The organism is Arthrobacter sp. N1, assembly GCF_048288285.1.
Taxonomy (GTDB): domain Bacteria; phylum Actinomycetota; class Actinomycetes; order Actinomycetales; family Micrococcaceae; genus Arthrobacter_D.
On sequence record NZ_CP102608.1, the window covers coordinates 2,806,129 to 2,819,365 of the forward strand.

General features: G+C 67.0%; 6 protein-coding genes. All 6 read right to left on the reverse strand.

Translation table 11 applies throughout. The features are described from left to right. Window positions 1-346: 346 nt before the first annotated feature. Entirely contained in the window at window positions 347-4,231 is a 3,885-nt protein-coding gene (locus NVV32_RS13040) for a hypothetical protein (protein WP_422390436.1), read from the reverse strand. A gap of 154 nt (window positions 4,232-4,385) precedes the next feature. Then, entirely contained in the window at window positions 4,386-5,576 is a 1,191-nt protein-coding gene (tuf, locus tag NVV32_RS13045; RefSeq protein WP_055768056.1) for an elongation factor Tu, read from the reverse strand. Window positions 5,577-5,775: 199 nt separating this feature from the next. After that, window positions 5,776-7,890: an elongation factor G gene (gene fusA, locus NVV32_RS13050; protein ID WP_055768051.1), complete on the reverse strand. Its 2,115-nt coding sequence runs from the start codon at window positions 7,888-7,890 to the stop codon at window positions 5,776-5,778. Between the two features lie 86 nt (window positions 7,891-7,976). Further along, on the reverse strand, window positions 7,977-8,447 hold the full coding sequence (rpsG, locus tag NVV32_RS13055) for a 30S ribosomal protein S7 (RefSeq protein WP_043440595.1): 471 nt from the start codon (window positions 8,445-8,447) through the stop codon (window positions 7,977-7,979). 1 nt (window position 8,448) lies between these two features. Continuing rightward, window positions 8,449-8,823, reverse strand: a complete 375-nt coding sequence (rpsL, locus tag NVV32_RS13060) for a 30S ribosomal protein S12 (RefSeq protein ID WP_043440593.1) — start codon at window positions 8,821-8,823, stop codon at window positions 8,449-8,451. Window positions 8,824-9,262: 439 nt separating this feature from the next. Further along, a complete protein-coding gene (locus tag NVV32_RS13065; protein WP_055768048.1) occupies window positions 9,263-13,156 on the reverse strand; it encodes a DNA-directed RNA polymerase subunit beta' in 3,894 nt (1,297 codons plus the stop codon). Window positions 13,157-13,237 lie beyond the last annotated feature (81 nt).

Consider the following 13,237-nt stretch of genomic DNA (forward strand, 5'->3'; position numbering starts at 1 on the left):
CTGCCGGGACTCCGACCCCCGCGCTCGGGCGTGTCGCACTTCCTTGACACACACGGTCCGCTGTTCCGGACGAGCCGAACGGGGTGGATTTTATCTTTGGGCCATACCGAACGGTGGATCTGACCCCTGCATCAGGCATTATCCTGACCGGGATGAGGTCTCAGACCGCGCACGCTGGCGCTTGAACAACTTATCTAGTGTCGCAGATCGCCGGGATGATTGCGAACCGGCGGGGAAGTGCCGCACCGTGATCCGGCACACCCGCATCGTGCCCGGACGGTGAGGGAGGGCGCGAGCGAGGCGCGGACCATGCTGCAAGGATCAGGACGGGACGGACACCGGCCCGTCACGCTTGGGGCTCCCGGCCCGGCCTGCCGGCCGGCTGCACGGCGTCCGGTGCGGCCTGCCCGCCGCCCGGCCGCGCCGGACCCTCGCCACCGTCATCCCATGCCGGGACCTCGGGTGGCCCGGGCTGGACAGGAGCGGTGGCCTCGCTCCCCCGCGTCTGGCTGTTGAGCTTCCAGACCGCGAAGGCGAGCAGCGCGAGCGCTGCGACGGTGAGCAGCAGGAAGGTGTACCCCCGCAGGAACCACAGCAGGGCGAGGACTATTCCGACGGCTCCCCAGATGCTGAAGAGCCGGCGGGACAGCGCGACACCCGCCGCCAGGAGCAGCACGTGACCGCAGAGTGCCCAGACCTGCGCACCCGCGGTTCCGCCGGTGATGGTCAGCAGTGCGGTCCCGGAGAGCACGACGGCCCCTGCGGACAGCCAGACCGGCCCGCGCCGGGCGCTGCCGCGCAGGAACGAGTAGGCGGCGAGAACCGCGAGGGCGACCACCCACCACTGCGCCGCCCAGAAGAAGGTGATGCCGCCCGACACCGCCCAGGTGATGCGCTGCGCCGCGGCGACGAGTACCAGGAACGCCAGTTCCGCGGCGACCGGCCGCCGTGGCGCCGGCACCTCGCGCACCGCCAGGACAGCCACCACTCCGAGGACCACCGACCCGGCAATGGCTTCCTGATGGGGCACCGTAGCGACCAGCGAGGCCACGGCAGCCCAGCAGAGCGCCGTCGAACCGAGGATCCGGTAGCGGAGCTCGCCGTGATCATCCATGGCCAGCAGATCCCGGGCGAGGTACAGGAGGCCTGCTGCCAGGACTGCGCCGACCAGCAGTTGCATCACGGCTGATCCGGCTGGACCCCCCATGTCCAGCGTGACTTCCTGGATGAAGGCCGCGGAGAGGACGATGACCGCGAGGGCGGCAATCCCGTCGAGCCAGGGGAGGCGGTCGACGCGCGAGAAGGCGAAGAGGGCGCCGGCGACGGCCGCCGCGACGATGACCCGGTCCCAGCCGCCATCCGCGAACGAGAAGAGGCCTGCCTCGAGGGCGAAGAGTCCCGCTCCCACCCGGAGGGGGAGCCTTCGGCGTTCCTCCCCGGAACGCACCCCCACGACGACGAGGGCGAGGAGCAAGGCAGCCGCCAGCAGCGCTCCGCCCCACATCGCCAGTGGCGCGCGGGGCAGCCATCCCTGCGGTGCTGTTTCCAGCCCACCCGCCAGGACGGCGATCGAGGCAGCCAGCGCGTACAGGGCAGGGTAGGCGGCAGCCGTCCTGTGCTGGACGGTGAACAGGATGACGGAGACGACCAGCAGCAGAGCCAGATGCACCACGATGACCCCGAGCTGGACTGTCGGACCCGCCAGCACCGAGTACGCCAGGGGCAGTGCTGCCAGTGCCGCGGTGCTCAGCCAGGCCGACGACGCTTGCAGACCGAGGTCCCGGAGCCGCCGTCGGATGATCACGCGGACGATCTCCTGCAGTGCTATGCCGACGGCCACGACAGTCAGTACGCCGTGCACGGTGAGGTCCAGATCCCTGGACACGAGTGCGGTGAGCACGGTGAAGGCGATCTGCGCCGCGAGCAGATAGGCACCGCGGCGGCGGTGATCGATGGCACGGCGTGCCGTCAAACCACCATGCACGACGGCGCACGCGAGCAGGACCTCGAAGGTGCGGTACCCGAAGCCCGCGGCGGCGCACGCACATGCCGCAACGATCAGGGAGACCGGACCGGCCGCCTCGACATACCACCCCTGCAGCACCGGGCGCGGGGCCCGCGGTCCACCCTGCTGGGTGACCGGTCCCCCGGTCGGCTGCGTCGACGTGCTCTCCTCCACGAGCGGCAGCAGGAGCGTCGTCAGGAGGCCGGCGGCGACGGTGGTCCAGATGGCGATCGCGGTGACCGGTCCAACTCCTGAATCCGCCGCGGCGACGAGCGCTGCTACGAGCGAGATGACACTCGAGGTGCAGATGACCCACGGGCTGTACGGGGTTGCACGCATTGCACGGGTCCGCACCACCTCGGCCAGGTGGTTCGCGACCGCCCCCAGGACCACGGCGAGGAGGGCGAGCTCCCCCAGTCGGGCGTCGGGAAGCTCCAGCGTGCGCAGGTGGACCATCACCGCCACCGGCAGCAGGAGGACGCCGCCCGCCCGTGCGGCGAGGAGGAAACGCTCGCGCAGCACGGGCGTTGAAGCTCGCGCCCGGAGCAGGAAGTATCCGATGGACAGTGCCAGTACCAGCTCGGCGCGCCACGGCGACTCCCCCGGCGCGATCACCGCGAGCAGGACGCCCGGCAGCACCAGCACCTCCGCCGCTCCCCCGAAGCGCACGGCGATCCACAGGCCGAGGGCCAGCACGAGGAGCACGGGAGCCAGGCCATCGGGACCGTCGGGTCCGTCGCCCCGGAGCGGGGACGCCACGACGGCGGCCGCCAGGGCGGTGAGTGCGAAGGTCACCAGCACATCCCGGCGGTACCGGGCCTGCGCGCGCTCTTGCGGGTCGACCTCTTCATCGACCGAGGTGGTCGGAGCCGGGCCTGCGGCGGTGTCGGCTCCCCCTGGGCCCGCGCCGGGCGGGACCGGGGACGGTCTCGCACCCGGGGTGAGGAGACGACGCAGTGGTGCTGCAAGCACAAGGGCTCCGGCCACCTGCACGGCGAGGCAGAGCGCCAGGACCATGACGGCCCAGAGGAAGGGCAGGTCCAGCGCCGCCAGGATGAGGACGGCTGCCAGTGTCGCGATCAGACGCGTCGCGTAGAAGTGCACGGTCTTCGACACAGGGACGAACACCAGAAGGGCGGCGTAGTGGACGGCCGCGACGACCCACAGGAGTGCACGCTCACCCGGCGCCAGAAGACTGCCGAGCAGGAGGGATGCACCGAGGGCCAACGGTGTCAGGACACGGTGCGCGTCGAGCACCGCGCGCGTGAGTACCTCGGGCATCCACCGGGGAGCCGGATGAGCCAGCACGGCGAGCAGCGCCGCCACACCGATGGAGCAGGTGAAGTACCAGATGAGCGCGCCGCCGATCAGCGACACCGAGGACAACGCGATCGACAGGAGGAACGGGATGCTCAGGTAGGCGACCACCCGGCTCTGGAGGCGGACGGCGGCGAGGAGGTAGGCGGCGGTCCCGATCAGTGCCGTGCCGAACCAGGCCAGGGGCCCCTCGTCGGTCAGGACACCGAACAGCACACCAGCCACCGGCAGCAGGGCGAGCCCGGTGCCCGCGAACGCCACTGCAGCGGGACGCAATCGGGGTAACCGGGCGTGGAGGACCAGGCCGCCGACGTAGAACAGCGCGACGACCGCACAGATCGTCACGGCGCGTGCCGGACCCGGCACCGCGGCCCCGATGAACAGTCCTCCTGCAGCGACGAGCAGGAGGCTTGCCGAGTACAGCGCGATGTTGATCGTGCGCAGGTCCCGCGCGGCTTTCGCTGCTGCCAGGTCTACGGTGGACGGCGGCGCGGGTGGTCCGAGCGGAGCGGGCCGTCCGGTCAGAGCCGGAGCGGGCGGCGCGAACGCCGCGGGCGGCCCGGTCGGCGAGGCCTGCCCGGTCGGGGTCGGGACGGTCGGGGTCGGGACGGTCGGGACGGTCGGGACGGTCGGGACGGTCGACGACGACCCGGTCCGAGGAGGCGCGGGCGCTGGTGACCAGGCCTGCAGCGGACGGCCCGACGCTCCGGGGCCTCCCTCCGCTCCGAGGGGAGCCTGAGCCTCCTGGGCCGCCCGGTAGCCGGCCTCGAAGCCCTCCCCGTACACGACGGCCGGCGGCGGTACATCCCGCGGCCAGCTTCCCGCCCGACGTGCGCTCCGTGCGCCGAGTAACCAGCCGACGCCGACGAACGCGCCGAGGAACACCACCAGGACCAGAACAAGGATCACACCCACTGCACTCCCCCACTTCGGACCCACGCCTGTGCGTCCTCCGGCAAGTGTAGGGGTCTGTCCCGCCCGGAACGCCGAAGGGCCCCCGCTGTCGAGACAGCGGGGGCCCTTCGTGGATCACCGGCGCAAGCCGGTCTCCGGTGGAACGGTGTTACTTCATGATCTTCGTGACACGTCCCGAACCGACGGTACGGCCGCCTTCGCGGATCGCGAAGCCGAGGCCCTCTTCCATGGCGATCGGCTGGATGAGCTCGACCGTCATTTCGGTGTTGTCGCCGGGCATGACCATCTCGGTGCCCTCGGGGAGGGTGATGACGCCGGTCACGTCCGTGGTGCGGAAGTAGAACTGCGGGCGGTAGTTCGAGTAGAACGGGTTGTGACGCCCGCCTTCGTCCTTCGCCAGGATGTAGACGTTGGCCTCGAAGTCGGTGTGCGGGGTGATGGAACCCGGCTTCACGATGACCTGGCCGCGCTCGACGTCCTCACGCTTGATGCCGCGGAGCAGGAGGCCACAGTTCTCGCCGGCCCATGCCTCGTCGAGCTGCTTGTGGAACATCTCGATACCGGTGACCGTGGTCTTCTGGACCGGACGGATACCGACGATCTCGACCTCGGAGTTGATGGCGAGGGTTCCACGCTCGGCGCGGCCCGTGACAACGGTTCCACGACCGGTGATCGTGAAGACGTCCTCGACGGGCATGAGGAACGGCTTGTCCTTGTCACGCACGGGGTCAGGAACGTTGTTGTCAACGGCTTCCATGAGGTCCTCGACGGACTTGACCCACTCGGCGTCGCCTTCGAGGGCCTTCAGGCCGGAGACGCGGACGACAGGAGCGTCGTCACCGTCGAAGCCCTGCGAGCTGAGGAGCTCACGCACCTCCATCTCGACGAGATCGAGGAGTTCCTCGTCGTCGACCATGTCGGACTTGTTGAGCGCGACCAGCAGGTAGGGGACGCCGACCTGGCGTGCGAGCAGGACGTGCTCGCGGGTCTGCGCCATTGGGCCGTCAGTGGCGGCGACGACCAGGATCGCACCGTCCATCTGCGCAGCACCGGTGATCATGTTCTTGATGTAGTCGGCGTGGCCGGGGGCGTCTACGTGTGCGTAGTGGCGCTTCTCGGTCTGGTACTCGACGTGCGAGATGTTGATCGTGATGCCGCGCTGCTTCTCCTCGGGAGCCGAGTCGATCGACGCGAAGTCACGCTGCTCGTTGAGAGTGGGGTACTTGTCGTACAGCACCTTCGAAATGGCAGCCGTCAACGTGGTCTTTCCATGGTCGACGTGACCGATGGTGCCGATGTTAACGTGCGGCTTAGTCCGCTCGAACTTTGCCTTCGCCACGGGTTCCTCCTAGAACGTTTGAGAAGAATTGCTTCCCAGCCACGCTGTTCGCGGCTGAAACTCATGCAAGTCTACTGGGGGCTTTTGGTTTTGATGAAATTACTGGTTGCCGCCGGGACCGCGTGGTCCGGCCGCGGGAGAGCGGGTCAGGCTGCCTGTGGCAGGCCGCCCCGCTCTCCGTGGTTCCCGTCTCCGGGTGTTACTCGCCGCGCGTCTTCTGGATGATCTCGTCGGCCACTGCCTTCGGGACCTCCGAGTAGCTGTCGAACTTCATCGAGTAGACGGCACGGCCCTGGGTCTTCGACCGGAGGTCACCGATGTATCCGAACATGCCCGAGAGGGGCACGTGAGCGGTGATGACCTTGACGCCACTGGCGTCCTCCATCGACTGCATCTGGCCACGGCGGGAGTTGAGGTCACCGATGACTTCACCCATGTATTCCTCAGGGGTGCGGACCTCGACCTCCATCAGCGGCTCGAGCAGAACGGGCTTGGCCATGCGCGCGGCTTCCTTGAACGCCATACGACCGGCGATCTTGAACGCCATCTCCGAGGAGTCGACGTCGTGGTACGCGCCGTCGAGGAGCGTCGCCTTAATCCCGACCACCGGGTAGCCGGCGAGCACGCCGTCGTTCAGCGCATCCTGGATGCCGGCGTCGACACTCGGGATGTACTCGCGCGGCACGCGGCCACCGGTCACCTTGTTGTCGAAGGCGTACATGACACCCTCCTCGACCTCCATCGGCTCAATCGCGATCTGGATCTTCGCGAACTGACCCGAGCCACCCGTCTGCTTCTTGTGGGTGTAGTCGTGCTTGGCGACCTTGCTGCGGATGGTCTCGCGGTAGGCGACCTGGGGCTTGCCCACGTTGGCCTCCACGCGGAACTCGCGGCGCATGCGGTCCACCAGGATGTCCAGGTGGAGCTCGCCCATGCCGGCGATGATCGTCTGCCCGGTGTCCTCGTTGAGCGACACCTGGAACGTCGGGTCCTCGGCCGAGAGCTTCTGGATGGCCGTCGAGAGCTTCTCCTGGTCACCCTTCGTCTTCGGTTCGATGGCCACCGAGATCACGGGTGCCGGGAAGCTCATCGATTCGAGCACGATCTGGTTCGACGAGTCGGAGAGGGTGTCACCGGTGGTGGTGTCCTTCAGCCCGATCGCCGCGTAGATGTGCCCGGCCGAAGCCTCTTCGACGGGAATCTCCTTGTTGGCGTGCATCTGGAAGAGCTTCCCGATGCGCTCCTTCTTGCTCTTGGTGGAGTTCACCAGCTGCGTGCCGGCGGTGACGTGCCCGGAGTAGACGCGGATGAAGGTCAGCTGTCCGAAGAACGGGTGCGTGGCGACTTTGAACGCGAGGGCCGAGAACGGCTCCTCGGTGCTCGGCTTGCGCGTCAGCTCGACCTCTTCGTTCCGGGGATCGTGTCCGATCATCGGGGGGACATCCAGCGGTGAGGGCAGGTAGTCGATGACAGCATCGAGCATCGGCTGCACGCCGCGGTTCTTGAACGCGGAGCCACACAGGATGGGGTAGAGCTCGGAGTTGATCGTCATCTTGCGGATGCCGGCCTTGAGTTCCTCGACGGAGATCTCTTCGCCTTCGAGGTACTTGTTCATGAGCTCGTCCGAGGACTCGGCGACGGTCTCGACGAGGGCCGCGCGGTACTCCTCGGCCTTCTCCTTGAGATCCGCGGGGATCTCCTGGATCTCGTACTTGGCACCCATCGTCACGTCACCCTTGGAGTCACCGGGCCACACGAGAGCACGCATGTAGAGCAGGTCGACGACGCCCACGAAGTCGTTCTCGGCTCCGATAGGGAGCTGCAGCACGAGCGGCTTGGCGCCGAGGCGGCTGATGATCGTGTCCACGGTGAAGTAGAAGTCCGCGCCGAGCTTGTCCATCTTGTTGACGAAGCAGATGCGGGGGACTTCGTACTTGTCGGCCTGGCGCCAGACGGTCTCGGACTGGGGCTCGACGCCCTCCTTGCCGTCGAACACCGCGACGGCGCCGTCGAGCACGCGGAGCGAACGCTCCACCTCGACGGTGAAGTCGACGTGTCCGGGGGTGTCGATGATGTTGATCTGGTTGTTCTCCCAGAAGCAGGTCACGGCGGCAGACGTGATGGTGATGCCGCGCTCCTTCTCCTGTTCCATCCAGTCGGTGGTGGAGGCGCCGTCGTGCGTCTCGCCGATCTTGTGGTTGACACCCGTGTAGAACAGGATGCGCTCGGTAGTAGTGGTCTTGCCGGCATCGATGTGGGCCATGATGCCGATGTTGCGGACCTTGTTGAGGTCGGTAAGCACGTCCTGTGCCACGGTGTCTCCCTTATGACGAGAATGGAGTTCAGCTGGAGCGCCGGCCGGATCGCGACCCTGGGTTCACGACCCGCCCGGCAGTGCTGCTACCAGCGGTAGTGTGCGAAGGCCTTGTTCGACTCGGCCATCTTGTGCGTGTCCTCGCGGCGCTTGACTGCGGCACCGAGACCGTTCGACGCGTCGAGGATCTCGTTCTGCAGGCGCTCGGTCATCGTCTTCTCGCGGCGGGCCTTGGAGTAGCCGACCAGCCAGCGCAGGGCCAGCGCGGTCGAACGACCGGGCTTGACCTCGACGGGCACCTGGTAGGTTGCACCACCGACGCGGCGTGAGCGGACCTCGAGGGTCGGCTTCACGTTGTCCATGGCCTTCTTGAGCGCTGCGACGGGGTCGCCGCCGGACTTGGCACGGGCACCTTCGAGCGCACCGTACACGATGCGCTCTGCGGTGGACTTCTTGCCGTCGACGAGCACCTTGTTGATCAGCTGCGTGACCAGGGGGGAGCCGTAGACGGGATCTACAACGAGCGGCCGCTTCGGGGCCGGGCCCTTACGTGGCATATTACTTCTTCTCCATCTTTGCGCCGTAGCGGCTGCGAGCCTGCTTGCGGTTCTTGACGCCCTGGGTATCCAGCGCGCCACGGACGATCTTGTAGCGGACACCGGGAAGGTCCTTCACACGACCGCCGCGCACGAGCACGATGGAGTGTTCCTGAAGGTTGTGACCGACACCGGGGATGTAGGCGGTGACTTCGATGCCGCCGTTGAGGCGCACGCGGGCCACCTTGCGGAGCGCCGAGTTCGGCTTCTTCGGGGTGGTCGTGTAGACGCGGGTGCAGACGCCGCGCTTCATGGGGCTGCCCTTCAGTGCGGGCGCCTTGGTCTTGGAGACCTTAGGTGTCCGGCCCTTGCGGACCAGCTGGTTAATCGTAGGCACTTTCGTGTTCTCCGTAATGTCTGAAGATGAGATCTCTGTCGCCCTTCTCCGCGGTGGCGGCCACCTCTCGGGGCCGTGCCACCCGGAGTCCGGGATGATCAGTCGTTTGGCGCGACGCCGACCGACAAGCTGCCGCAGAACGACTGTAGGCGTGCGAAAAAGTGGCATTCGCTGTACAACTTACGTACAACACGGAGATACGTTTCGCAACGCCAATCCACTGCCACACAAACAATTACCGTCCAGTCTACCAGAGGTCCGACGGCGACCCGTGCGCTCCCCCGTTCCCTCCGGCTCTTCCCCGTCCTCCGGCTCGGTCCTCCCACACCAGGACAGGCCCCGGACCGTGTGGTCCGGGGCCTGTCCTGAGGACCCTGGCCGCGGAGTGCGGCTGGGGTCCGGGCGTCACCGGGATCGTTCTCCCGGTGACGACGACGTCCTAGCGGAAGTCGCTGTTGCCCATGTCGTAGTCGTCCAGCGGGATCGCGTGGAACTCGGGGCTCAAGCCGCCCTCGACACCGGCGTAGTCGAAGTCGCTGAACGCGCTCGGACCGGTGAACAGGTTCGCCTTGGCCTCCTCCGTGGGCTCGACCGTGACCTTCGTGTAGCGGTCCAGGCCGGTTCCGGCCGGGATGAGCTTACCGATGATGACGTTCTCCTTGAGCCCGAGCAGCGGATCGCTCTTGCCTTCCATGGCGGCCTGCGTGAGGACACGCGTGGTCTCCTGGAAGGAAGCGGCCGACAGCCACGAGTCGGTGGCGAGCGATGCCTTGGTGATCCCCATGAGCTCGGGACGGCCGGAGGCCGGCTTCTTGCCCTCGGACACCACGCGACGGTTCTCGTCCTCGAAGCGGCGACGCTCGGCCAGCTCACCGGGGAGCAGGTCCGACTCGCCGGACTCGATCACGGTGACGCGACGCAGCATCTGGCGGACGATGACCTCGACATGCTTGTCGTGGATACCGACGCCCTGGCTGCGGTACACGCGCTGGACCTCGTCCACCAGGAATTCCTGGGCCTTGCGCGGGCCAAGGATCCGGAGGATCTGCTTCGGGTCGACAGCACCGAAGACGAGCTGCTGCCCGACCTCGACGTGGTCGCCGTCCGACACCAGCAGGCGTGCACGGCGCAGGACCGGGTACGCGATCTCCTCGGACCCGTCGTCGGGCGTGACCACCAGGCGAAGCTGCTTCTCGGCATCCTCGATCGTGACGCGTCCGGCGACCTCGGAGATCGGGGCGACACCCTTGGGTGTACGCGCCTCGAAGAGCTCCTGGATACGGGGCAGACCCTGGGTGATGTCCTCGGCCGAGGCAACACCACCGGTGTGGAAGGTACGCATGGTCAGCTGCGTACCTGGCTCGCCGATGGACTGTGCCGCGATGATGCCGACGGCCTCTCCGATGTCCACGGTCTTGCCGGTCGCGAGCGAGCGGCCGTAGCAGAGGGCACAGGTACCGACGCTGGACTCACAGGTCAGGACCGAGCGGACCTTGATCTCCGTGATGCCGGCCTCGAACAGCTCCCCGATGACGACGTCCCCGAGGTCCGACCCCGCGGCAGCGAGGACAGCGCCCTTGGCGTCGACGACGTCGGTCGCCAGCGTACGGGCGTACGCCGAGTTCTCGACCTCCTCGTGCAGCACCAGCTCACCGTCGGCGTTCGGCACGGCGATCGTGACCTTCAGGCCACGCTCCGTACCGCAGTCGTCCTCGCGGACGATGACGTCCTGCGAGACGTCGACGAGGCGTCGGGTCAGGTAACCCGAGTTCGCTGTCCGCAGTGCAGTGTCCGCGAGGCCCTTACGGGCACCGTGGGTGGCGATGAAGTACTCCAGGACCGACAGGCCCTCGCGGTACGAGGACTTGATCGGACGCGGGATGATCTCGCCCTTGGGGTTTGCCACGAGGCCACGGATACCGGCGATCTGACGGACCTGCAGCCAGTTACCACGGGCACCGGAGGACACCATGCGGTTGATGGTGTTGTCCTTCGGCATGGCGGCACGCATCGAGGCGGCCACCTCGTTGGTGGCCTTGTTCCAGATGTCGATGAGCTCCTGGCGGCGCTCCTCGTCGGCGATGAGGCCCTTGTCGAACTGCGACTGGACCTTGGCGGCCTGCGTCTCGTAGCCCTCCATGATCCCGGCCTTGTTGATCGGCGCGGAGATGTCCGAGATGGCGACGGTGACGCCCGAGCGCGTGGCCCAGTAGAAGCCGGCATCCTTCAGGTTGTCCAGCGTCGCCGCCGTGACGACCTTCGGGTACCGCTCCGCGAGATCGTTGACGATCGTCGAGAGCTGGCCCTTGTCGGCGACCTTCTCCACCCACGGGTAGTCCAGGGGAAGGGTCTCGTTGAACAGGACCTGCCCGAGCGACGTCTCGATGAGTGCAGGCGTCCCCGGCTCCCAGCCCTCGGGAGCGGCGATGTCCGCACTCGGCACGAAGTCGTCGACGCGGATCCGGACCACCGAGTTGAGGTGGAGCGAGCCCATGTCGAACGCCATGATGGCCTCGGCGACGCTCGTGAAGACGCGTCCTTCGCCGGCACTTCCCTCACGCTTGGTGGTGAGGTGGTGCAGACCGATGATCATGTCCTGCGAGGGCAGGGTGACCGGACGGCCGTCGGACGGCTTCAGGATGTTGTTCGAGGAGAGCATCAGGATGCGTGCCTCGGCCTGGGCCTCGGGGCTCAGCGGCAGGTGCACTGCCATCTGGTCGCCGTCGAAGTCCGCGTTGAAGGCGCCACAGACCAGCGGGTGGAGCTGGAGTGCCTTGCCTTCGACGAGCTGCGGTTCGAACGCCTGGATGCCGAGACGGTGCAGGGTGGGTGCACGGTTCAGCAGCACGGGGTGCTCGGTGATGATCTCCTCGAGCACGTCCCACACCTGGGGGCGGTAGCGCTCGACCATGCGCTTGGCGCTCTTGATGTTCTGTGCGTGGTTGAGGTCCACCAGGCGCTTCATCACGAACGGCTTGAAGAGCTCCAGCGCCATCTGCTTGGGCAGACCGCACTGGTGCAGCTTCAGCTGCGGGCCGACGACGATGACCGAACGGCCCGAGTAGTCGACGCGCTTGCCGAGGAGGTTCTGGCGGAAACGACCCTGCTTGCCCTTCAGCATGTCCGAGAGGGACTTCAGGGGACGGTTGCCCGGTCCGGTGACCGGACGGCCACGACGACCGTTGTCGAACAGGGAGTCGACCGCTTCCTGGAGCATGCGCTTCTCGTTGTTCACGATGATCTCGGGGGCACCGAGATCGAGCAGGCGCTTGAGGCGGTTGTTCCTGTTGATGACGCGGCGGTACAGGTCGTTGAGGTCGGACGTCGCGAAGCGGCCACCGTCGAGCTGGACCATCGGGCGCAGCTCCGGCGGGATCACGGGAACGGCGTCGAGGACCATGCCCAGGGGGCTGTTCGTCGTCGTCAGGAAGGCGTTGACCACCTTGAGACGCTTCAGGGCGCGCGTCTTCCGCTGGCCCTTGCCGTTCTGGATGATGTCGCGCAGCATCTCGGCCTCGGCCGGCATGTCGAAGTTCTCGAGGCGCTTCTTGATCGCCTCGGCGCCCATGGAGCCCTCGAAGTACAGTCCGTAGCGGTCGCGCAGCTCGCGGTACAGGCCTTCGTCACCCTCGAGGTCGGCGACCTTGAGGGTCTTGAAGCGCTCCCACACCTGGACGAGGCGCTCGATGTCGGCGTCCGCACGCTTGCGGACGTTCGCCATCTGGCGGTCGGCCGAGTCGCGGGCCTTCTTCTTGTCGGCAGCCTTGGCGCCCTCACCCTCAAGGCGGGCGAGCTCGTCCTCGAGGTCCTTGGCGATCGCGGCGATGTCGGAGTCGCGCTGGTCCGTCATCTGCTTCTTCTCGAGGTCGTGCTCGGCCTGGAGGTTGGGCAGCTCGGCGTGGCGGTTCTCCTCGTCGACCGAGGTGATCATGTACGCAGCGAAGTAGATGACCTTCTCGAGGTCCTTCGGAGCGAGGTCCAGCAGGTAGCCGAGGCGCGAGGGAACGCCCTTGAAGTACCAGATGTGGGTGACGGGAGCGGCGAGCTCGATGTGGCCCATGCGCTCGCGACGGACCTTGGCGCGGGTGACCTCGACGCCGCAGCGCTCGCAGATGATGCCCTTGAAGCGCACGCGCTTGTACTTGCCGCAGTAGCACTCCCAGTCACGGGAAGGGCCGAAGATCTTCTCGCAGAAGAGGCCGTCCTTCTCGGGCTTGAGCGTGCGGTAGTTGATGGTTTCCGGCTTCTTGACCTCGCCGTAGGACCAACCGCGGATTTCGTCCGCGGTGGCAAGGCCGATTCGCATGAGGCCGAAGGAGGATTCGCTGGACATAGGGTCCCTGTTCTCTCTTTGTTCTCTAAATTCTTGAAGTCTTATGGGGTGCGGCGGAAAGCCGGGCGGATGCCGTACCGG